At 68.7% G+C, this 22,157-nt stretch carries 20 protein-coding genes; 10 read left to right on the top strand and 10 right to left on the bottom strand.

Going from position 1 to position 22,157, the window contains the following annotated elements:
* Nucleotides 1-26: 26 nt before the first annotated feature.
* From OR37_RS17315 to OR37_RS17305, 3 genes are all read right to left on the bottom strand, one after another.
* A complete protein-coding gene (locus tag OR37_RS17315) occupies nt 27-545 on the bottom strand; it encodes a DUF4199 domain-containing protein (protein ID WP_004622813.1) in 519 nt (172 codons plus the stop codon).
* A 128-nt stretch (nt 546-673) separates the two neighbouring features.
* Nucleotides 674-1,087: a response regulator transcription factor gene (locus tag OR37_RS17310; RefSeq protein WP_004622811.1), complete on the bottom strand. Its 414-nt coding sequence runs from the start codon at nt 1,085-1,087 to the stop codon at nt 674-676.
* Nucleotides 1,088-1,118: 31 nt separating this feature from the next.
* Nucleotides 1,119-1,436, bottom strand: coding sequence for a hypothetical protein (locus OR37_RS17305; protein WP_004622809.1), 318 nt, complete (start codon nt 1,434-1,436; stop codon nt 1,119-1,121).
* A gap of 118 nt (nt 1,437-1,554) precedes the next feature.
* Between OR37_RS17305 and OR37_RS17300 the strand changes: the two genes are divergently transcribed.
* Nucleotides 1,555-2,271 (top strand): MgtC/SapB family protein, encoded by a 717-nt coding sequence (locus OR37_RS17300; protein WP_004622808.1) that lies wholly within the window; start codon nt 1,555-1,557, stop codon nt 2,269-2,271.
* Between the two features lie 28 nt (nt 2,272-2,299).
* On the opposite strand, the gene OR37_RS17295 is transcribed toward OR37_RS17300, so the two are convergent.
* Together OR37_RS17295 and OR37_RS17290 are read right to left on the bottom strand one after the other, a co-directional pair.
* Nucleotides 2,300-2,602: a hypothetical protein gene (locus tag OR37_RS17295; protein ID WP_004622805.1), complete on the bottom strand. Its 303-nt coding sequence runs from the start codon at nt 2,600-2,602 to the stop codon at nt 2,300-2,302.
* Nucleotides 2,603-2,650: 48 nt separating this feature from the next.
* A complete protein-coding gene (locus OR37_RS17290; protein WP_004622804.1) occupies nt 2,651-3,211 on the bottom strand; it encodes a GNAT family N-acetyltransferase in 561 nt (186 codons plus the stop codon).
* Between the two features lie 65 nt (nt 3,212-3,276).
* On the opposite strand from OR37_RS17290, the gene OR37_RS17285 reads away from it, so the two are divergent.
* A complete protein-coding gene (locus tag OR37_RS17285) occupies nt 3,277-3,654 on the top strand; it encodes a nuclear transport factor 2 family protein (RefSeq protein ID WP_004622802.1) in 378 nt (125 codons plus the stop codon).
* 124 nt (nt 3,655-3,778) lie between these two features.
* Complete coding sequence (locus tag OR37_RS17280) at nt 3,779-5,599, top strand: DUF885 domain-containing protein (protein ID WP_004622799.1); 1,821 nt, start codon at nt 3,779-3,781, stop codon at nt 5,597-5,599.
* Between the two features lie 14 nt (nt 5,600-5,613).
* Here OR37_RS17280 and OR37_RS17275 read toward each other — a convergent pair whose 3' ends face one another.
* A complete protein-coding gene (locus OR37_RS17275; protein WP_004622797.1) occupies nt 5,614-7,221 on the bottom strand; it encodes an EAL domain-containing protein in 1,608 nt (535 codons plus the stop codon).
* A gap of 271 nt (nt 7,222-7,492) precedes the next feature.
* Here OR37_RS17275 and recA point away from each other — a divergent pair, with 271 nt between their 5' ends.
* Nucleotides 7,493-8,563, top strand: coding sequence for a recombinase RecA (recA, locus tag OR37_RS17270; protein WP_004622795.1), 1,071 nt, complete (start codon nt 7,493-7,495; stop codon nt 8,561-8,563).
* 583 nt (nt 8,564-9,146) lie between these two features.
* Nucleotides 9,147-11,789 (top strand): alanine--tRNA ligase, encoded by a 2,643-nt coding sequence (alaS, locus tag OR37_RS17265; RefSeq protein ID WP_004622793.1) that lies wholly within the window; start codon nt 9,147-9,149, stop codon nt 11,787-11,789.
* A gap of 98 nt (nt 11,790-11,887) precedes the next feature.
* On the opposite strand, the gene OR37_RS17260 is transcribed toward alaS, so the two are convergent.
* From OR37_RS17260 to OR37_RS17250, 3 genes are all read right to left on the bottom strand, one after another.
* Nucleotides 11,888-12,829, bottom strand: coding sequence for an AEC family transporter (locus tag OR37_RS17260; RefSeq protein ID WP_004622791.1), 942 nt, complete (start codon nt 12,827-12,829; stop codon nt 11,888-11,890).
* A 10-nt stretch (nt 12,830-12,839) separates the two neighbouring features.
* On the bottom strand, nt 12,840-13,418 hold the full coding sequence (locus OR37_RS17255; protein WP_004622789.1) for a DUF2939 domain-containing protein: 579 nt from the start codon (nt 13,416-13,418) through the stop codon (nt 12,840-12,842).
* 164 nt (nt 13,419-13,582) lie between these two features.
* A complete protein-coding gene (locus OR37_RS17250) occupies nt 13,583-14,794 on the bottom strand; it encodes an NADP-dependent isocitrate dehydrogenase (protein ID WP_004622786.1) in 1,212 nt (403 codons plus the stop codon).
* A 207-nt stretch (nt 14,795-15,001) separates the two neighbouring features.
* Between OR37_RS17250 and OR37_RS17245 the strand changes: the two genes are divergently transcribed.
* From OR37_RS17245 to OR37_RS17230, 4 genes are all read left to right on the top strand, one after another.
* Nucleotides 15,002-17,485 (top strand): ATP-binding protein, encoded by a 2,484-nt coding sequence (locus tag OR37_RS17245; protein WP_004622785.1) that lies wholly within the window; start codon nt 15,002-15,004, stop codon nt 17,483-17,485.
* Nucleotides 17,486-17,524: 39 nt separating this feature from the next.
* Nucleotides 17,525-18,328 (top strand): RNA methyltransferase, encoded by an 804-nt coding sequence (locus tag OR37_RS17240; protein ID WP_004622782.1) that lies wholly within the window; start codon nt 17,525-17,527, stop codon nt 18,326-18,328.
* Nucleotides 18,329-18,443: 115 nt separating this feature from the next.
* Nucleotides 18,444-18,860 carry a host attachment protein gene (locus OR37_RS17235; protein ID WP_004622779.1) on the top strand — a complete coding sequence of 139 codons (417 nt, stop codon included), beginning with the start codon at nt 18,444-18,446 and terminating at the stop codon, nt 18,858-18,860.
* A gap of 173 nt (nt 18,861-19,033) precedes the next feature.
* A complete protein-coding gene (locus tag OR37_RS17230) occupies nt 19,034-20,320 on the top strand; it encodes a DUF1254 domain-containing protein (RefSeq protein ID WP_004622777.1) in 1,287 nt (428 codons plus the stop codon).
* Nucleotides 20,321-20,333: 13 nt separating this feature from the next.
* Here OR37_RS17230 and OR37_RS17225 read toward each other — a convergent pair whose 3' ends face one another.
* Complete coding sequence (locus OR37_RS17225) at nt 20,334-21,224, bottom strand: LysR family transcriptional regulator (protein ID WP_004622775.1); 891 nt, start codon at nt 21,222-21,224, stop codon at nt 20,334-20,336.
* A 117-nt stretch (nt 21,225-21,341) separates the two neighbouring features.
* Between OR37_RS17225 and OR37_RS17220 the strand changes: the two genes are divergently transcribed.
* The coding region (locus OR37_RS17220; RefSeq protein ID WP_004622773.1) for an alcohol dehydrogenase catalytic domain-containing protein at nt 21,342-22,157 on the top strand (816 nt) is incomplete at its 3' end.

Genomic DNA, 22,157 nt, shown 5'->3' with positions numbered 1-22,157 from the left:
CCGCTCACACTTAAACCTAACGCGCTCTAGCCCCGCGCCGGCAGGAACCTTGGATTACGCAGCAGCGCCGCGCTGACCAGGGTCACCAGAACGCCGACCGGGAAGATTTCCATGAAGGTCTCGGGCAGGCGGTTCAGCGGGTTGGCGTAGTCCTTCTTCATCTGGGCCATCTCGGCCGCCAGCTTGGCGTAGGCCGCGCCGCTCAAGCCCTCGGCCTTCTTCTTGGCCAGGATGTGGCCCGTATAGTCGTCCATGAAGCTGTAGTGGGTGGCCGCCAGATAGACCTCCCAGATCAGCACGTAGGCCAGCGAGGCGACCAGGGCCACGCCCAGGCCGATCAGGAACGCCGGCCAGAACTTGATGACCCCGCCCAGGGCCTTGTCGCGGTGCGACTTGATGGCCAGCAGGACCGTGGACAGGCCGATCAGCATGATCAGATAGCCGACCCACATGTTGTGGCCGGTCGGGAAGACGATGGTCAGGATGATGCCCAGGGCGATGATCAGGCCCGCGATCAGGCCATGAGTCATGATGGTGCGTTGCATGAGAGTCTCCTCCGCGCCGCCCCCTCGCGACGCGTCTCCAGGCTGCCCTGGCCGGTGGCCGCGAGGGTATCACCCGAAAGGGTGAATTCGACCGTTTCGCCCTCTTCGACGACCGTCAAGCGGGGCGTTCAGGGGATCAGCGCCAGCTCCCGCGCCTTGCCGATCGCCTGGGTGCGGCGACCGACCTCCAGCTTGCCGTAGAGGTTGGCGACATGGGTCTTGACGGTGTTGGGCGAGAGGCCGAGGTCGCGGGCGATCTCCTTGTTGGAGCGGCCGGCGGCGAGCCGTTCCAGGACCCGGATCTCCTGGCCGGTCAGGCCCAGGGCGGTCAGGGCGGCGTCGTTGCGCTGGAAGCCGTCCGGTCGAGGTCGCGCGGCGATCTTCCAGCCGACCCAGACGCCGCCGGCGGCGAAGGCGACGCCGATCAGGCCGACATAGGTGCGCCAGGCGAAGTGGCCGATCACGAACTCGTCCTCCAGCCACTGCAGCGCGAAGGCGCCGACGGCCAGAACCAGGGCCCAGACGAGGATGGTGCGGATCATGACCGCGAGGGTGCGCGATCGCCCGGTTTCGTCAACCCAGCCGCGCCTTGGCCTCGGGCGGAGCGATCTGGTCGAACAGGATCCGCAGATGCTGGTCCTTGGCGTGGTCGTTGTGCAGCTCCCACGACAGCGAGACCGGCAGGCGCAGCCGGCCGCCGTCGGGCAGCCGGGCGACCAGGACCCGCCACGAGAAGCCGTCGCCGGGATCGCCCAGCGGGTCCTTGAATTCCAGCGGCGCGGGATCGCGCAGGCGGAAGCGCCGATCGGCTTGGGCCTCGAACCAGGCGCGATCGGCCTCGGCGGCCGGATCCTTGGCGGGAACGAGCTTGGCGGAGATTTTGCGGACCATGGACGGGCTCTAGCACCGCGATACCGGACTGCCCACCGGCAAGTCGGCGTGGAAGCATGGGCGGGGCCGATCGGCGCCGTCTCCAAGCCGTCATCGAACTTCGCCATGATCCGTCCGCATGCATCTCTATCCGCCGTTTGATTTCGCCGTTTTCCTGAAGACCGGCGCCGCCCTGCTGACCGCCTTCATCCTGGGCGGGCTGATCGGTTTCGAGCGCCAGTGGCGCCAGCGCACGGCGGGCCTGCGCACCAATGTGCTGGTCGCGATCGGCTCGGCGGCCTTCGTCGATCTGGGGATGCGCGTGGCCGGGACCGACGGCTCGGTGCGGGTGATCTCCTACGTGGTGTCCGGGATCGGCTTCCTGGGCGCGGGCGTGATCATGAAGGAGGGGACGCAGGTGCGCGGCATCAACACCGCCGCCACCCTCTGGGCCTCGGCCGCCGTGGGCGCCTTCGCCGGCGCGGGTCAGTTCGCCGAGGCCGTGCTTGTCACCGCCTTCGTCCTGTCCGGCAACACCCTGCTGAGGCCGGTGGTGCAATACATCCACCGCCTGCCGATCACGCCGGAGGGCGCCGAGGCCCTGTACCGCGTCCACGTGGTCTGCAGCCCCGAGGACGTCACCGAGGCCCGCGACCTGCTGTTCGAGGAGCTGGAGCGCCACCACTACCCGATCCGCGAGATCGAGACCCTGTCGGAAGGCGACGACGTGGTCGAGCTGGCCGCCATCCTGGTGCCGACCACGGCCAAGACCCAGGACCTGGACGCCATCACCGCCCATCTGGAGCGTCACCAGAACATCGAAAGCGCGACCTGGACGGTCAGCACCGAGAGCTGATCCGGGGCGGCTTCAGCCCTTGGGCCTTTCAGCCGCCGTTGGCGGCGTCCTTCGCGATCGCCGCGACGCTGCCGGTCGGGCAGACGGTCTTCACCGCCGTCAGGGCGTGGGTCGAGTAGTACTGACTGCAGCGCGAGCCGCCGCGAACCACGGTCCAGCGGTCGATCCGCGCCGACGCAAAGAACTCCGCCAGCGTGGTGCGGCCGTCGTCGTTCCAGTCCATCTCATGCCAGCTGTAGTGACGCTGCAGCACGACCAGCGACTGGACGGCGACATAGCCGACGCACAGCGCCGCGAGCGCGCTCAGCAGGACGGGCAGTCTTCGCAACATGGCTTCGTGTGTTCCAGGAGGCCCCGAGGGGGCGAGGTCCGCGTGCTCTCACGTCGATGACGTCGCCGCGCGAGCCGTCCCCCCGTCGGGCCGCGCGCGTTCCATTAGCACGATCGGCGCGCCCTTGTAGTGCGTATGAACCCGGATCTGGAACCCGACCTTCGCGGCCAGGGCGAGGGAGGCGGCGTTCTCGGCGTCGATGATGCACGGCACCCGAGGCGGGGCCAGGGTTTGGTCGATCCAGGCCAGGCCCGCGCGGACCGCCTCGGTCCCGAAGCCCTGGCCGTGCGCCCAGGCCGCCAGCACCCAACCCATTTCGGGGAGGCCCCTCAGGCTGGGCGCGATGTCGCGATGCAGGTCGGCGAAACCGACCTCGCCGACATAGCGGCCGGTCGAGGTCTCGCGCACCGCCCAGTAGCCGAAGCCCAGCACCGCCCAGAGGCCGCGCGCCCGCAGCAGGCGCGTCCAGCTTTCCTCGTCGGTGAAGGGCCGCCCGCCCACGTGCTGGACGACGATCGGATCGGCCCACATGGCGCGGCTGTCGTCGAAGTCCGCCAGGACGGGCGGGCTCAAGGTCAGGCGGGCGGTGGTCAGGGTCGGAGCGGACATGAGACTCGCCGTTTGCGGATCGTATGTCGGGCAAGCTACATCGGCGGCGTCGCCAGAGAAGACCCATGACCACGCCGCAAGACGCCATCGCCGCCCGCCGCAAGCTGACCAACAAGCTGATCGCGGCCAAGGACGCGCCGCGCCTGCGACCGTTCTTCGATCCCCGCGTCACCCTGATCGCCGGCGACGGCTCGTTGCTGCTGGGCGCCGAGGACGTGCTGGCCGCCTTCGCCAGCCAGTTCGCCGACCGGGGCTTCGTGGCCTATGTCCGGTCGACCGAACAGATCGAGCTGAACGCCGACGCAACCCGCGCCGCCGAGCGCGGCCGCTGGGTCGGAACCTGGAAGGACGCGCCGGAGCAGTCCGGAACCTATCTGGCCACCTGGAAGAAGGTCACCGGGCAGTGGGTGATCGAGAACGAACTGTTCGTCACCCTGGGGTGAGTGGCGACACCGCCAGGCATTGTCGGGGAACGCTGGACGCGGGGCGATGACTCGGAATTAAGTCCGCCCTCGGAGTCTTGGGCCGACCGCTTTCGCCTCCGATCACGTCCTCGGAGGAAAAGCCGTGCTCAATCGTCGTCACATGCTGCTGGCCGCCGCCGCCGCGGGGGTCGCCGCCGTCGAGGGGGCGCCGTCCCTGGCCCGGGCGCGGACCGGCGAGGTTGGCCGGCTGAACGCCCTGCTCGACGCGATCATGGCCCAGCAGCTGCGCCTGTCGCCCGAGACGACGACGGGCCTTGGCCTAGACGTCGGCGAGCTGGCCTGGACCAAGAGCGAACTGGGCGACCGCTCGTCCGCCGCGATCCAGGCCGCCGAGCTTCGGAACCGCGAGCAGCTGGCCGCCCTGCGCGCCATCGACCGCGCGACGCTGAAGGGCATGGACGCGGTCAATTATGACACCGTGGCGTTCCTGCAGGCCGTCCAGGACGAGGCCAATCGCAAGTTCAGCTATGGCGGCGGCGCCGTCGGCGCGCCCTATGTGCTGAGCCAGCTGACCGGCGCCTACCAGTCGATGCCGGACTTCCTGGACACCCAGCATACGATCGAGACCAAGGCCGACGCCGACGCCTATCTGGCGCGGATGGAGGGCTTCGCCCGGCTGATGGACCAGGAGACGGCGATCGCCCGCCGGGACATGGCGCAGGGCGTGATCCCGCCCGACTTCGTCATCGACAAGGCCCTGGTCCAGATGAAGGCGTTCGCCGCGACGCCGGCCGCCGACGCGCCGATCGTTAAGTCGGTCGTCCGTCGCGCCAAGGAGAACAAGATCCCCGGCGACTGGGCGGGCGAGGCCTCGCGCATCTACGAGGGCTCGGTGCTGCCGGCCCTGAAGCGCCAGATCGCCCTGCTGGAAAGCGTCCGGGGCCAGGCCACGCACGAGGCCGGCTGCTGGCGGCTGAAGGATGGCGGCGACTACTACGCCGTGGCGCTGAAGAGCTACACGACCTCCAGCATGACGCCGGACGAGATCCACCAACTGGGCCTGGACCTGGTCAAGTCGATCTCGGCCGAGGCCGACAAGCTGTTCAAGACCATCGGCATGAGCAAGGGCACGGTCGGCGAGCGGATGCGGGCGCTGGGTCAGGACATCTATCCCAACACCGACGCGGCCAAGGAACAGCTGATCCAGGACCTGAACGCCAAGGTCGCCTTCATCCAGCAGCGGCTGCCGGCCTATTTCGGCGCGCTGCCCAAGGCGCCGCTGGAGATCCGCCGCGTGCCCAAGGCCATCGAGGCCGGGGCGCCGGCCGGCTACTACAATTCGCCGTCGCTGGATGGAAAACGCCCCGGCATCTACTGGATCAATCTGCGCGACACCAAGGAACAGCCGAAGTTCTACCTTTCGACCCTGACGGCCCACGAGGGCATTCCGGGCCACCACCTGCAAGGTTCGCTGTCGAACGAGGCGTCCCTGCCTCTGATCCGCAAGACGGTGTGGTTCTCGGGCTATGGCGAGGGCTGGGCGCTCTACGCCGAGCAGCTGGCCGTCGAGATGGGCGTCTACAAGACCGATCCGCGCGGCCATCTGGGGATGCTGCACGACGCCCTGTTCCGGGCCGTGCGCCTGGTGGTCGACACCGGGATGCACGCCAAGAAATGGAGCCGCGAGCAGGCCGTCAAATATATGGTCGACACCATGGGCGACGAGGAAAGCGGCGCGATCACCGAGATCGAGCGCTATGTCGTCTGGCCGGGCCAAGCCTGCAGCTACATGATCGGCAAGATCACCTGGCTGCGCGCCCGGGCCAAGGCCCAGAAGGCGTTGGGCAAGGCCTTCGACATCCGGGCGTTCCACGACGCGGGCCTGTTGTCGGGCGCCATGCCGTTGACCGTGCTGGAGCGGGTGATCGACGACTACATCGTCAGCAAGGGCGGCAAGGCCTAACCGGAGGGCGCCAGCTAGCCCCAGCTCTCCGCCGCGCCGGCGCGCCGCGCCGCGGCCTTGACCGGCGCGCTGGGGCGCAGGGCCGGCATCGGCTTGTCCGACGGCTTGCCGTAGAGCCAGCCCTGGGCGAAGTCGACGCCCGCCAGGCGGACGATCTCCTCGACCTCGGTCGTCTCGACCATCTCGGCGACGGTGCGGATCTTCAGGTCGCGGCACAGCTCGACCAGGCGGCGGACCATGGCCCCGTCGCGCCCGTTGTCGGCCAGTTCGCGGACATAGCGGCCGTCGATCTTGACGATGTCCAGGCGCAGCTGCTGCAGATAGGCGAACGACGAGGAGCCCGCGCCGAAGTCGTCCAGACAGACCAGCGAGCCCAGGCTGCGCAGGTTCTGAATGTTCTGGTTGGCGCGCGGCAGGTCGTCGATCGCGGCGGTCTCGGTGACCTCGAAGATCAGCCGCCCCTTGGCCTCGTCATATTTCGACAGCAGGCGGTCCACGTGGTCGACGAAGGTCTCGCTGACGATCGTGCGGCCCGAGACGTTGGCCGCCAGACGCAGCTTGCGGTCCTGGTCGTTGGCCAGCTTCTTGACCGTCTGCTCGATGATCGCGTGGTCCAGCTCCTCGATCAGGTCGAATTCCTCGGCCATGCGGATCAGGGCGAAGGGACTGCCGCCGTCCTCGAAGCGCACCAGCACCTCGTGGTGGTGGGCCAGGCCCGTGGCCAGGGCGACCACCGGTTGGAAGGCCAGGCTGAAGCGGCGCTGGCTGACCGCCACGCCCAGCGCGCCGGCGCGGGCCAGGGTGCGCTTGACCGAGCGGTTCATCGCCTCCGACAGGGTCATCGGCGGCATGTCCTTGAGGCCCTCGCGCAGGAAGTCGTCGAGCGCGTAGCGCAGCGCCCGCAGGGCGCGGGCCGAGCCGCCGCCGGCCTCCAGCGGCACCACGTGGGCGCTAGCCTCGGCGCTGACCATCCGGGTCAGGCGCTTGACCATCTTCTCGCTGCCGTCGTCGCGCGATCGCAAAAGGGCGAAGCGGTCCGACGACAGACGGGTCGCCGCCGCGCCGCCGTGCGATTCCGATCGGATGGCGCCAGCCACCCGCGCGTCCAGGGCGGCCGCTTCCTCGGGCGTCAGGCCCTCGCGCATGGCGCCCAGACCCGCGAACTCGACCATGGCCAGTTCCAGCTCGAGACCGGTGACGCGCGCGGCCTCGAACAGGCCCTTGGCGATGTCGTCGAACGATTCGCGCGGCGGCAGACCGCCGGGCTCCATATGGGCGCTGGTCGCCTGGGCGGCCGTGACGGCGCACGAGATCCGTCCGGCGTTGTCGGGCAGGGCGCGCAGGATGACCCGGACATGGCTCGGTTCGGCGCGCGCCAAGCGCAGCACCACCGGACCCCGGCGCACGCCGTCGTCGGCGCAGGCCAGCATGGCGTCCACCAGCGGCTGGTCGTCGGCGTGGAACAGGTCGCGCCAGCGCCGGCCCATCAGGCTCATCTCGCTCTCGCCCATGACCTTCTGCGCCGCGCCCAAGGCCAGGCGCACGTGGTCTCCATGCAGCTCGACCAGAAGGTCGGCGCTGGCGAAGGCCAAGCCCAGAAGACGGCGCGGATCGATCGGCAAGACGGTAAATCCCCAACGATCCCCGATCGTCGCACGCGGGACTTAAGGAGCCGTTGCCCGCCCCGCGCGCGCACCTCATTTCTGGTTTCGGGGCCTTGGCGAGGACGCCCAGCGCGAGGTGCGTCAGAAACGGTCGTTTCCGGTCAAGGGAACATCTTGCGAACATGGAACAAAGGCGGTACGCATTAAGGGTGTTCCACAGGTCGTTGCGACCAGGCGCGGGAAGCGCCGGGCCAGTGATCGGAATCATGGGATAGAGGGCGGACCAATCATGAGCAGTCAGGCGGCATTGAAACTCGTGGCTAAGGAAGAAGGCGACAAGCAACGCGCGCTGGAGGCGGCTCTCGCCCAGATCGACCGCGCGTTCGGCAAGGGCTCGGTGATGAAGCTGGGCGACAAGGGCAAGGTCGAGATCGAGTCGGTCTCCACCGGGTCGCTGGGGCTGGACATCGCCCTGGGCATCGGCGGTCTGCCCAAGGGGCGGATCATCGAGGTCTATGGCCCCGAAAGCTCGGGCAAGACGACCCTGGCGCTGCACGTCGTGGCCGAGGTCCAGAAGGCCGGCGGCACCGCCGCCTTCGTCGACGCCGAGCACGCGCTTGACCCGTCCTACGCCTACAAGCTGGGCGTCAATCTCGACAATCTGCTGGTCTCCCAGCCCGACAACGGCGAGCAGGCGCTCGAGATCACCGACACCCTGGTGCGGTCGGGCGCGGTCGACATCGTGGTCGTCGACTCGGTTGCGGCGCTGACGCCGAAGGCCGAAATCGAAGGCGAGATGGGCGACAGCCTGCCCGGCCTGCAAGCCCGCCTGATGAGCCAGGCGCTGCGCAAGCTGACCGCCTCGATCAACAAGGCCAAGACCATCGTCATCTTCATCAACCAGATCCGTCACAAGATCGGTGTGATGTACGGCAGCCCCGAAACCACGACGGGCGGCAACGCGCTGAAGTTCTACGCCTCGGTGCGCCTCGACATTCGCCGCACCGGTTCGGTCAAGGCCCGCGACGAGATCATCGGCAACAATGTCCGCGTCAAGGTCGTGAAGAACAAGGTCGCCCCGCCGTTCCGCGAGGTCGAGTTCGACATCATGTACGGCGAGGGCATCTCCAAGCTGGGCGAGATCATCGACCTGGGCGTCAAGGCCGGGATCATCGACAAGGCCGGCTCGTGGTTCTCGTATGGCAGCCAGCGCATCGGCCAGGGCCGCGACAATGTCCGCGAGTTCCTGAAGGCGAATCCCGACGTCGCCGCCGATATCGAAAAAGCCGTCCGCAAGGCGTCGCAGAAGATCGAGGAAGAGCTCCTGGTCGGCGGCCCGGAAGAGGGCGACGAGGACTAGGTTTCACCCGTTTCGCGGCCTTCGCCCGGCTCCGGGCGTCCCCGCCTTCAACACGCCCGCGGCCGGACCGCCGCGAGGGCCGCGATCTCAGGCCGCCTGGACCCCATGCCAGGCGGCCTACTCTTTTGAGGAGTCGAGGCGCGCGGAATCGAAATCCCTCTCCCGGCGAAAGCCGGGATGGGAGGGTGAGGGGCCGCGACGTCCGACGGCGAGCCGGCGCTCAGGCCACATCGAGCCTCCCTGTCCGCCCCGTTTCACCGGGTAGGGGAAGGGGGGCCTGACGACCGAGGCTGAGTGAAAACCCCCGCTGGCCGCAAACACCCTTGGCCACGCCCCTAAAAGCGCAATCAGGCGCTCTGTGGCTCTTGGCGGTGGTCGGGACACCAAAGCGTTCTTTCGCGAAACATCTCAGCTCCGCGTTTCCGAACAGGCTCCACCCATCTCGTAACGTCCTGTCCGCTTCTCGCCCTTTTCCGCGCCCTCGCGCGCCCCCATTTCCGAGTCGGTTTCCACTTCACGAAAAACCGCGCTATGAGCGCCCGACTCCCGGCCGCTCGCCGGGCGCTTAAGACTTGAGACGCTCATGCCCAGCTTGAACGAGATCCGCGGTACCTTCCTCGACTATTTCGGCAAGGCCGACCACGCTGTCGTGCCGTCCGCGCCGCTGGTGCCGCAGAACGATCCGACCCTGCTGTTCGTCAACGCCGGCATGGTGCCGTTCAAGAACATCTTCACCGGCGCCGAGACCCCGGCCCATCCGCGCGCGGCCAGCTCGCAAAAGTGCGTCCGCGCCGGCGGCAAGCACAACGACCTCGACAATGTCGGCTACACCGCCCGCCACCACACCTTCTTCGAGATGCTGGGCAACTTTTCGTTCGGCGACTACTTCAAGGAGCAGGCGATCCACCACGCCTGGACCCTGCTGACCGGCGAATTCAAGCTGCCCAAGGAAAAGCTGCTGGTCACGGTGTACCACACCGACGACGAGGCGGCGGCGCTGTGGAAGAAGATCGCCGGCCTGGGCGACGACAAGATCATCCGCATCCCGACCAACGACAACTTCTGGTCCATGGGCGACACCGGCCCGTGCGGCCCGTGCTCGGAAATCTTCTACGACCACGGCGAAGGCATCCCCGGCGGTCCTCCGGGCAGCCCGGACGAGGACGGCGACCGGTTCATCGAGATCTGGAACCTCGTCTTCATGCAGTTCGAGCAGCTGGCCGGCGGCGAGCGGGTCTCGCTGCCCAAGCCCTCGATCGACACCGGCATGGGGCTGGAGCGGATCGCCGCCGTGCTGCAGGGCCAGCACGACAACTATGACATCGACCTCTTCAAGACCCTGATCGCCGCCAGCGTCGAGCTGACTGGCGTCAAGGCCGAGGGCGCCCAGGCCCCGTCGCACCGGGTGATCGCCGACCACCTGCGCTCGTCGTCGTTCCTGCTGGCCGATGGCGTGTCGCCGTCGAACGAAGGCCGCGGCTATGTTCTGCGCCGCATCATGCGCCGGGCCATGCGCCACGCCTATCTGCTGGGCGCGCAAGAGCCGCTGATGCACCGTCTGGCGCCGACCCTGGTCCGCGAGATGGGCCAGGCCTATCCGGAGCTGCGCCGCGCCGAGGCCTCGATCGTCGAGACCCTGCGCCAGGAGGAAGAGCGTTTCCGCACGACCCTGGGCCGCGGCATGGGCCTCTTGGACGAAGCCACCGCCAAGCTGAGCGCCGGCGGCGTGCTGGATGGCGAGACGGCCTTCAAGCTCTACGACACCTATGGCTTCCCGCTGGACCTGACGCAGGACGCCGTGCGCGCCAAGGGCCTGACCGTCGACACCGACGGCTTCGACGCGGCCATGCAAAAGCAGCGCGAGATGGCCCGCGCCAACTGGGCGGGCTCCGGCCAGCAGGGCGCGGCGGCCGCCTGGTTCTCGATCAAGGAAAAGGTCGGGGCGACGGCCTTCGTCGGCTACGAGACCACCGAGACCACCGGCGTCGTCAAGGCGATCGTGGTCGACGGCCACGAGGTCGAGAGCGCCCGCGCCGGCGAGACCGTCGAGGTCCTGCTGGACCGCACCAGCTTCTATGCCGAGAGCGGCGGCCAGGCCGGCGACACCGGCGTGCTGGAGGCCAACGGCCGCGAGAACCGCGTGCTCGACACCCAGAAGCAGGCCGGCGACCTGCACGTCCATCGCGTAGAGCTGTCGGGCGACCTGAAGGTCGGCGACGCGGTCGTGGCCTCGGTCGATGCCGAGCGCCGCCACACCACGCGCTCGAACCACTCGGCCGCGCACCTGGTGCATGCGGCCCTGCACCACGTGCTGGGTCCGCACGTCGCCCAGAAGGGCCAGATGGTCGACGGCGAGCGGATGCGCTTCGACTTCAGCCACGGCGGCCCGCTGACCCCCGAGGAGCTCGACAAGATCGAGGCCGAGGTCAATGCGGTCATCCGCCAGAACGTCCCGGCCGAGACCCAGGAAATGGCGCCGCAAGAAGCCATCGAGGCCGGCGCGGTCGCCCTGTTCGGCGAGAAGTACGGCGACAGCGTCCGGGTGCTGACGCTGGGCAAGTCGCTGACCGACCAGGCCAAGGCCTATTCGGTCGAGCTGTGCGGCGGCACCCACGTGGCCCGCACCGGCGACATCGCCCTGTTCAAGATCGTCTCGGAGCAGGGCGTCGCCGCCGGCGTGCGCCGCATCGAGGCCCTGACCGGCGAGGCGGCGCGACGCTTCCTGCTGGACCAGGCGGGTGTGGCCAAATCGCTGGCCGACCAGTTCAAGACCCCGGTCGCCGAGGTCGCCTCGCGCGTCGACGCCCTGATCGCCGACCGCAAGCGCCTGGAGAAGGAACTGGCCGAGGCCAAGAAGCAGCTGGCCCTGGGTGGCGGCGGCGCGGCCTCCGGTCCGGAAGACGTCAATGGCGTGGCCCTGATCGCCCGCGTCCTCGATGGCGTCGGCGGCAAGGAGCTGCGTGGCGTGGCCGAGGAGTTCAAGAAGCAGCTGACCAGCGGCGTCGTCGCCCTGGTCGGAACGTCGGACGGCAAGGCCGCCGTCACCGTCGCGGTGACCTCTGACCTGACGACCAAGTTCAGCGCCGCCGATCTCGCCAAGGCCGCGGTGATCGCCATGGGCGGCCAGGGCGCCGGCGGCAAGGCCGACTTCGCCCAGGGCGGCGCGCCCGACGACAGCAAGGCGCAAGAGGGCCTGGCGGCGGTGAAGGCGGCGCTGGCTGGCTGATCGTCCGTAGCGATCCTCTTGGATTGGAAAAGAGGCCCGCCGCGACCCACGCGGCGGGCCTTCGTCTTAGGGCGCCTCGATCATCGCCTAGCGCTGGGTCAGGACTTCAACACCAGCGCCGCCACCGCCAACGTGATGGCCGAAAGCGCTGTCGTCAGGGCCACGATCCGCGCCGCGCCTCGGGGGAAGACGCCGTAGGCGCGGGTCTGGATGAAGGCGCTCACCGCCGTAGGCGCGGCCGCCAGCAGGGTGGCGCCGGCGCGGAAGGCGGCGGGGGCCGGGGTTAGGCCGACCGCCAGCCAGACCATCAGCGGAAAGGCCGCGAGCTTGGCCAGGGCGGCCAGAAGCACGGGCCCGGCGGCGGGAGCGGCCTCGCCGTCGCTTTCGCCCTCGCGCAGGCCCAGGGCGGCGCCCAGGGCGACGAGGCCGACGGGACTGCCGGAAACCGCGGCCATGCCGATGGCCCGGTCCAACGGCTCGGGCAGGGCGAGGTCCAGCAGGGCCAGGCCGACACCGGCCACGGCCGCGGCGACCACCGGGTTCTGGAAGGCGTGCAGGGTGGACCGACCGACCGAGCGGCCCGCCGCCCAGCCCAGTAGCCCGACGCCAGCCGCGCTCAGCACCACGAAGTCTGCGGCCAGAACACCGGCGACCAGTCGCGCGGTTTCGGCGCCCAGGACGACGGCCGCGATCGGCAGGGCCAGGAAGGCGCTATTGCCGACGCTCCCCGCCATGGCCGCTCCGGCGGCCTCGGCCCGGGTCCAGCCCATGAGGCGGCAGGCCAACACGATGAGCGCCATCAGCACGAGGCCCGCGCCGGCATAGGCGGCCAGGCCCGCCAGCAGGTCGGGCGAGGGGCGTCCCTGGCGCGACAGCGAATGGATCAGCAGGGCCGGAAAACCGATCCAGTAGACATAGGCTGAGAGGCCCTGGGCCATCCGCCCGTCCAGCAGGCGCAGGCGAGCCAGGGTCCAGCCGGCGCCGACCAGCAGGAAGAAGGGCCAGACGCGGCCGACGACGTCGAGAACCAGGGCGATCACGATGTCAGCGTCAGCCTTGGCGCTCGTCGCCCGGAAGCCGGATATGCACCAGCCGCCAGGTGAACAGCGCCCTGCGCTCGAAGGTGAAGATCGTGACCTTGCCGCTGCCGTCGGGCCGCTTGACGGCGATGCGCGCGCGGTTGGGGTCCCAATAGGCGATCTGGGGGAAGGGGCCCTTGACCATGTCCTTGATCCGGCCGCTGGCCGTGACGTCCTGGGTCGAGGCGGGCGGAGCCTTGCCGGGAGCGTAGCCGCGCGTCAGGGCCGCGACGCCGGCCACGGTCAGATAGCGATCGACCTTGGGCTCGGGCGGGGCGATCGGCTCGACGGCCTGCTTGAAGACGCTCAGCGGATCGCGCCAGATCGACGGCGGTTCGGGCTGGCTAGCCGGGGCGGCGGGAACCAGCTCGGCGGTCAAGCTGCGCCGCACGGCCGGGAAGTCGACCAGTTCGCCGATCGCCTGGACGTCCTCGTACTGGGCGGCCGCCTTCAAGGCGCGGAAGGCGAACCACGGGGCGGTGGCGAAGGCGGCGGCGAAGACGAAGATCGCCAGCACGATCAGGTCCCAGATCCGCTTCTGCAGGGTCATGCCGCCTCCGAAAGGTTAACGCGGGATAGACCAGCTATCGTCCGTCCTCGCAAGAGCGCTCGCCCGGCGCGGGCGGCGCCCCTGGAACGCGAAACGCCCCGGGGACGGATCCCCGGGGCGTCGCGAGACTTAGGTTCGTGGGACCATGGCCCCGCGAGGAAGTCTTAGGCCATGGCCTTCTTCAGGTTTTCGTCGATCTTGTCGAGGAAGCCTTCGGTGGTCAGCCAGCCTTGCTTCTCGCCGACCAGCAGGGCCAGGTCTTTGGTCATGTAGCCGCTCTCGACGGTGTCGATGCAGACCTTTTCCAGGGTGGCGGCGAACTTGGCCAGCTCGGCGTTGTCGTCCAGCTTGGCGCGGTGGGCCAGGCCGCGCGTCCAGGCGAAGATCGAGGCGATCGAGTTCGTCGAGGTGCTCTCGCCCTTCTGGTGCTGGCGATAGTGGCGGGTGACGGTGCCGTGGGCGGCTTCGGCTTCCACCGTCTTGCCATCCGGCGTCATCAGCACCGAGGTCATCAGGCCCAGCGAGCCGAAGCCCTGGGCGACGATGTCCGACTGCACGTCGCCGTCGTAGTTCTTACAGGCCCAGACATAGCCGCCCGACCACTTCAGGGCCGAGGCGACCATGTCGTCGATCAGGCGGTGCTCGTAGTGGATGCCCTTGGCCTTGAAAGCCTCGGCGTATTCGGCGTCGTAGATCTCCTGGAAGATGTCCTTGAAGCGGCCGTCATAGGCCTTGAGGATCGTGTTTTTCGTCGAGAGATAGACCGGATAGCCGCGGTTCAGGCCGTAGGCGAACGAGGCGTGGGCGAAGTCGCGGATCGACTCATCCAGGTTGTACATGCCCATGGCGACGCCCGAGGACGGGGCCTGGAACACTTCGTGCTCGATGGTCTGGCCGTCGTCGCCGACGAACTTGATCGACAGCGTGCCCTTGCCGGGGAACAGGAAGTCGGTGGCCTTGTACTGGTCGCCGAAGGCGTGGCGGCCGACGATGATCGGCTGGGTCCAGCCCGGCACCAGGCGCGGCACGTTCTGGCAGATGATCGGTTCGCGGAAGATCACGCCGCCCAGGATGTTGCGGATCGTGCCGTTCGGCGACTTCCACATCTTCTTCAGATTGAATTCCTTCACGCGGGCTTCGTCCGGCGTGATGGTGGCGCACTTGACCGCGACGCCGTGCTTCTTGGTCGCGTTGGCCGCGTCGATCGTCACCTGGTCGTCGGTGGCGTCGCGGTTCTCGACCGACAGGTCGTAGTAGTCGAGCTCCAAGTCCAGGTATGGGAAGATCAGCTTGTCCTTGATGAGCTTCCAGATGATCCGGGTCATTTCGTCCCCGTCCATGTCGACGACGGGGTTGGCGACTTTGATCTTGGCCATTGCGGAGAGGTTCCTCTGGACGGTGGCGCGCCTGTGGCGATCTGGCGCACAGGGCCAGGAAGCGGCGCGGACGTGGTGGCTATAGACTGTTGTGTCGCGAGGGAAAAGCCGATCGGTGGGACGTCGTTAACAAGTTAAGCTTCAGCATAACGTGGGGATCCGAGGAATCAGCGGGCGAGGGCCCAGAGGCCAGGCCATGGAGGGGGTTTGAACAACAGTCCGGAAGCGGTCGCGGGGGCGACGGCGCCGCTGGCGCGTCGGCTTCTGACGATGGTGGCGATTCTGTCGATCGCCGTGACCGGGGGGGCCACGGCGACGGCCTTCGTCTTCGTGCGCAGGAGCGCGGCCGACGCCCAGACCCTCCACCTCGCCCAATATGTGAGCGCACGGGTCAAGATCGAGGACCGCCTGTTTTCCGATCTCGTCAAGGTGCATAGCGCCGCCAGCGAAGCCCTGACCCGGCGCCTGTCCCTTGAGAGCAATACCCAGGGGCGCGCCCAGTTCGACAGAATGTTCCCGGAGAAGGGCGATGGCACCCGCCGCTCGGCGCCCTCGCTGTTCAATGGCGAGCGCACGGACAGCGGTTACGTCTACGGCATCGGCGCCTACCTGTCCCGGGCCGACGACATGACCGAGGCCGAGCGCGACCTGTTCGTGGGCGCCACGGACGTGGTGGCCGCCACCGGCGAGAGCGAACTGCATCGCTACGACAACTTTTATTTCTTCACGCCGCGCACCCGACTGGTGATGTTTGGCCCGCGACGGTCGGACAAGCTTTCGTACTACCGCCAGACGGCGCCGGCGGACCTCAGCATCGCCAGCGAGGAAATGACCCAGCTGAGCCTGCCGGCGAACAACCCGTCGCGCGCCATGAAATGCACCAAATTGCGGCGGCTGGTTTCGGACCCTAGCGGTCGCGCGATGAACGTGGCCTGCGTCACGCCGTTCTACTACCAGGGCCAATTCATGGGGGCCTGGGGCACCACCCTGCCGCTGAACTCCTATCTGATGCGCGCGGTCGGCGAGGGGCTGCCGGGCGGGCGCAACCTGATCGTCGGCGACGACGGCGGATTGGTGTCGGGTCAGGGCGTGACGAACGACGGCGCGGTCGACGCCGAGCAACTCCGCAAGTTCGAGACCCAGAACGACCTCAAGCGTCTGATCGCCGCCATTCGCGCCCAGAAGCGCGACGTGGGCGTCATTCTCTCGCCGAAGGGCGATCGCCTGGTGGCCTATGGCCGCCTGGTCGAGCCCGGCTGGTGGTTCCTGATGACCTTCCCGTCCAGCGACATCGTCTGGTCGTCGCTAAAGACGGCGTCTTGGGTGCTGTTGTTCGGCTTTATCGGCGTCGCGCTGCAGGTGATGCTGCTGTACCGCCTGATCAACCACATGGTGGCGCGGCCGCTGGAGGCGCTGGCCGAGGCCCAGCGCGTCGGCGATCCCGCCGCGGCGGCGCCGATCGAGGTCCGCAACGACGAGATCGGCTCGCTCGCCCGGGCGCTGCGCCGCCAGCGCGACCGCAACGAGGACCTGCGCCGGTCGCTGGAGGATCGCGTGGCCGAGCGCACCGCCGAGCTGGAGCGCGCCAACCAGGCCAAGTCCGTCTTCCTGGCCAATATGTCTCACGAACTACGCACGCCGTTGAACGGCGTGATCGCCATCGGCGATCGCCTGGCCGGCGAGGCGGATCCCGAGGTCCGGCGCGAGATGGCCGCCCTGGTGACATCGTCGGGCCGGCTGTTGGAGCAGGTGCTGAGCGACATTCTGGACGTCTCCAAGATCGAGGCCGGCCAATTCCAGCTGTCCATCGCGCCGTTCGACCTGACGCAGCTGGTGCGCGGCATGGCCGAACTGCACGCCGCCGCCGCTCAGGCCAAGCGCCTAGAGTTCCGCTGGTCGGTCTCGCCGGACGCCGCCGGAACCTATGACGGCGACGCCGGCCGGATCAGCCAGATCCTCTCCAACCTGTTGGCCAACGCGGTGAAGTTCACGTCCAAGGGCCAGGTGCGGCTGGACGTCGACCGCGTCGGCGAGGATGTGCGCCTGGTGGTCAGCGACACCGGCGTCGGCTTCGACGAGAGCGTGCGCGAGCGGCTCTTCAAGCGCTTCGTCCAGGCCGACCAGTCGATCACCCGGCAGTTCGGCGGCACCGGCCTGGGGCTGTCGATCTGCGCGGCGCTGGCCGAGATGATGGGCGGCGGCATCAGCGCCCAGGCCACGCCCGGCGAGGGGGCCCGGTTCGAGGTGCTGCTGCCGCTGAAGCGCTGCGAGCCGTCGGCCGCGCTAGACGAACCCGAGCAGGATGGAGAGGTCTCGCTGGAGGGCTTGCGGGTGCTGGTGGCCGAGGACCATCCGACCAACCGAAAGGTCGTCGAGATCGTGCTGAAGCCGTTCGGCGTCGACCTGACCATGGTCGAGGACGGCCAAGCGGCGCTGGACGCGCTGGAGGCGGCCAGCTTCGACGCGGTGCTGATGGACATGCAGATGCCGGTGATGGACGGTCTGACCGCGACCCGCGTGCTGCGGGCGCGAGAAGCCGCCGCCGGAGCCGCGCCCGTGCTGGTGATCATGCTGACCGCCAACGCCATGGAGGAGCACGTCGCCGCCGCCAAGGCCGCCGGCGCCGACCTGCACTTGGCCAAGCCGCTGCATCCGGCTCAGCTGCTGGAGGCCCTGGCGCGGGCTCATTAGGCCTTGCATCCGGCGTCGCCTCGGCGGCAAAGGGGGCGGATGACCGAAGACCTCAAGCCCCAGGCCCCCGACATCACACCGCCGTGCGTCATCCTCAACGAGCCTCAGCTGGCCGAGAATATCGGCTCGGTGGCGCGGGTGATGGCCAATTTCGGCCTGTCGGAGCTGCGCCTGGTGCGGCCGCGCGACGGGTGGCCGCAAGAGCGAGCCTGGGCCAGCGCGTCGGGCGCGCACTGGCCTCTGGACGACGCCAAGGTGTTCGACACCCTGGAAGCGGCGATCGCCGACCTGAAGCTGGTCTACGCGACCACGGCCCGGCCGCGCGAAACGCGCCTGCCGGTCTATACGCCGCGCGAAAGCGCCGGCCACCTGGCCGACGAGGTCGCCCAAGGGCGCAAGGTAGGCCTGCTGTTCGGCGGCGAGCGCGCCGGCCTCGAGACCCACGACATCGCTCTGTGCCAGGCCATCGTCTCGATCCCGATCGACGAGCGCTTCCGCTCGCTGAACCTGGCCCAGGCGGTGTCGATCAACGCCTACGAATGGAAGATGACCCAGGACGATCGACCCTGGAAGAAGTTCGAGCTGAACGTCGAGGAACCCGCCGATCAGGCGACCCTGATGGGTCTCTACGAGCACCTTGAGGACGAGCTGGACAAGGCCGGCTTTTACCATCCGCCGGAGAAGAAGCCGTCGATGGTCCGCAATCTGCGCGTCCCGCTGGCCCGCGCCCGCCTGACCGATCAGGAGGTCAGAACCTTCCGGGGCGTGATCACCGCGCTGAGCAAGGGACGCGGCCGGGTGCTGGCCAAGCTGGCCGAAAAGGCGGCCAAAAACAAGGAATAGGCTCCTTAAGGAGGCTCCGCTAAGGGCGCGCGGTCGACCTCGGTTTTGACTTCGATCATCCGCTCTCGCGCGGGGCGAGCGCACGGTGCCGGCGAGGTCAAGCAAGGAGTTCCGGATGACCCCTGATGCCACAACCCTGGTCGTTGTCGCCGATGGACACCGCGCCCGGCTGCTGGAGCAGCCGCGGATTGGCGGCCCGCTGCATGACCGCCCCGAATGGCTGGCGGGCCTGAAGGAGCATCACGACCACGACGGTCCCAGCCACATCACCCACGCGGGCGACCTGCGCGACCGGGCCGAGAAGGCGTTCCTGCGCGACTTGGCCAAGCGTCTGGATGACATCAACGCCCGCCATGGCTTCGATCAGGTGATCCTGGTGGCTCCGCCCCGGGCCCTGGGTCATCTGCGCCGGAGCCTGTCGATCACCGTGGCGCGCAAGATCGTCGGTTCCGACGCCCACGAGCGCGTCGATGCGACGATCATCACGCTTCAGAGCGTGGTCCAGGCCGCGCGCCTGGCCAGCGCCGCCTAGCCTCTCTGGCTTGAAAAACGAGGCTGGACGTCGGTCGCCCCTGTCGCGCTTCAGCCTTGTTGGGGGTGGGGAAGGCCCGGGCGCCTTCCCCATTCCGCGCCCCCATTCCACGCCTTGCATCCGACGCGGATCGCGCGTTCACTCCGTCCAAACAAATGTTCGGGGAGAGCGAGATGAACCGTCGAGATCTGTTGGCGATGGCCGGCGCGCTGGGCTTCGCGCCCGGGTTCGCGGCGAGGTCCGCCTTGGCGGCCGGAGACCCGATCGCCGCCCGCGACGCCTACCTCTACGCCCTGCCGTTGATCGAGATGGCCACCACGCGCGCCCGCCTGCTGAAGGCGCCCGGCGCGGCGGTCAACAAGCTGACCCACACCCGCGCGCTGTCGGATCACACCGCGCGCTGGGTGACGACGCCCAACAACGACACGCTGTACTCGCCGGCCTTCCTGGACCTGACCAAGGGGCCGGTCACCCTCGTCATACCGCCCATGGGCAAGCGCTACTATTCGGCGGCGGTGATGGACATGTTTACCAACAACAACGTGGTGCTGGGGACGCGCACCATCGGCGGCGAGGGCGGGACCTTCACCCTGGTGGGGCCAGGCCACGCCTCGACCGGGCCGAACCCGGTCCGCATCGCCACGCCGCACGCTTGGCTGCTGATCCGCGTGCTGACCGATGGCGGCGAGGACCTGGCGGCCGCGCACCAGGCGCAGGACGGCTTCAAGCTGAGCGGACCCGCCGGCGGGCCTGTCGCGGCCTACGCCGCGCGCGACGCCAAGCCCGAGGACTATTTCGCGACCGCGCGAGCCTTGCTGGCCAGCGATCCGGCCCCGGCGACGGACCTGCGGATCCTGCGCCGCTCGGCCGCCTTCCTGGGGGCGGGCCCCTATGACGCCGCCGCCGCGGCCGACGGCGTTCAGCAGGCCAAGATGATCACCATCTTCGCCAAGGGCCGCCAGGTGTTCACCGGCGGCTGGGCCTATCCGCGCCCGACCCTGGGCGATTACGGTCAGGACTACATCTATCGCGCCATTGTCGCTCTTCAGGGCCTGGGCGCGCTGCCGGTGGCCGAGGCGATGTACCTGAAGGCGGCGGGCGACGACGGGGCTGGAGTGTTCACCGGCGACGGTCCCTATCGGCTGACCTTGCCCGCGCAACTGCCGCTGGACGGCTTCTGGTCGCTGTCGATGTACGAGGCCACCGCCGATGGCCAGTTCTTCTTCACCGACAATCCGCTGAAGCGCTACACGATCGGCGACCGCACGGCGGGGCTGAAGCGCAACGCCGACGGCGGGCTGGACATCTGGATCGGCCGCGCCGACCCGGGCGGCGACAAGACGGCGAACTGGCTGCCGGCCCCTAAGAGCGGACCATTCGCCCTCTATCTGCGCGCCTATCTGCCGAGGCCCGAGCTGGTGGACGGCCGCTACCGGCTGCCGCCGGTGGTCAAGGTCTAGACGTCCACAGCTCCTAGCCGGCCACGGCCAGGCTGCGCTCCAGGTGCTCGACCAGCAGGCGGGCCTTGGCGGGCAGCAGGCGCAGGTGCGGATAGACGGCCCAGACGCCCTCGTCGGCGGGGCGGTGGGCTTCCAGCAGCGGGACCAGCTGGCCGCTGGCGATGGCGGCGTCGACATAGAAGTTCGGCAGTTGGCAGATCCCCAGGCCCTGCAAGGTCGCGTCCAGCACCGCCTGGCCGCTGTTGCAGCGCCAGCGCCCCCGCGGCTTGAAGGCGATCTCGCGCTCGCCGTCGGGGCCGTGCTCCCGCAGCGGCCAGGTGTCGACCGCGCCCAGGACGCAGGCGTGCCGCGACAGCTCGTCGATCGTGCGCGGCGCGCCGGCGCGGGCCAGATAGGCGGGCGCGGCGCAGAGCCGTCGGGTGCGCGAGGCTAGGCGCTTGGCGATCAGCCGGCTATCGGTCAGGCGGCCGAAGCGTATGGCCAGGTCGAAGCCCTCGCTGACGATGTCCCGCACGGCGTCGTCCAGCTCGATCAGGATCGACAGCTTGGGGTGGTTCAGCATGAAGCTGTTCACCGCCGGCGCCACGAACCGCTCGCCATAGGCCGTCGAGCAGGTCATGCGCAGAAGGCCCTTGAGTTCGCCGTCCTCCTCGCCGACGGCCGCCAGGGCCTCGTCGCGGTCGAGGATCAGCTGGCGACACCGGGCCAGGAACGCGCGGCCGGCGTCGGTCAAGCTGACACGGCGCGTGGTGCGATAGAGCAGGCGGGTCTGAAGCCGCTCCTCAAGTCCCGCCACGGCCCGGCTGACCCCCGAGGTCGACAGGCCCAGCCGCAGGGCGGCCTTGGAGAAGCTCTCGGCCTCGGCCGTGGCCACGAACTCGTCGATCCCGTCCCATCGGCTCATGCGTCCATGCGATGCGCCTATTGTCCTCTTCAAGCAACAATGTTTTGCGCTCAGCGGGATTATCGATGAGAGCGACGCGGCGTACCAAAAGCGCGTACATCTCCAGGGAGCCCCGCCATGAAGACCCGCGCCGCCGTTGCGTTTGAAGCCAAGAAGCCGCTGGAGATCGTCGAGGTCGACCTGGAAGGGCCGAAGTTCGGCGAGGTGATGATCGAGATCAAGGCGACGGGGGTCTGCCACACCGACGCCTACACGCTGGACGGCCTGGACAGCGAAGGCATCTTCCCGTCGATCCTGGGCCATGAAGGCGCGGGCGTGGTGGTCGAGGTCGGCGCGGGGGTGACCAGCGTGGCGGTCGGCGACCACGTGATCCCGCTCTACACGCCCGAATGCCGCCAGTGCAAAAGCTGCCTCAGCGGCAAGACCAACCTCTGCACGGCCATCCGCGCCACCCAGGGCAAGGGGCTGATGCCCGATGGGACCAGCCGCTTCTCGTACAAGGGCCAGCCGATCTACCACTATATGGGCTGCTCGACCTTCTCGAACTACACGGTGCTGCCCGAGATCGCGGTGGCCAAGATCCGCCGCGACGCGCCGTTCAAGACGTCGTGCTACTGCGGCTGCGGCGTGACCACGGGCGTGGGCGCGGTGACTAACACCGCCAAGGTCGAGCCGGGCTCGAACGTCATCGTGTTCGGCTTGGGCGGCATCGGCCTGAACGTCATCCAGGGCGCCAAGCTGGTCGGCGCCAACATGATCATCGGCGTGGATCTCAACCCCGCCCGCGAGGAATGGGGCCGCAAGTTCGGCATGACCCACTTCGTCAACCCGACCAAGGTCGAGGGCGATCTGGTTCAGCACCTGGTGGCCCTGACCGACGGCGGCGCCGACTACACCTTCGACGCCACCGGCAACACCGGCGTGATGCGCCAG

This window comes from Caulobacter vibrioides OR37 (assembly GCF_000372645.1).
In the GTDB taxonomy this organism is placed as follows: domain Bacteria; phylum Pseudomonadota; class Alphaproteobacteria; order Caulobacterales; family Caulobacteraceae; genus Caulobacter; species Caulobacter vibrioides_E.
Note: the sequence above shows the minus strand (reverse complement) of the source record. Positions and strands in the feature narration are given on the sequence as shown.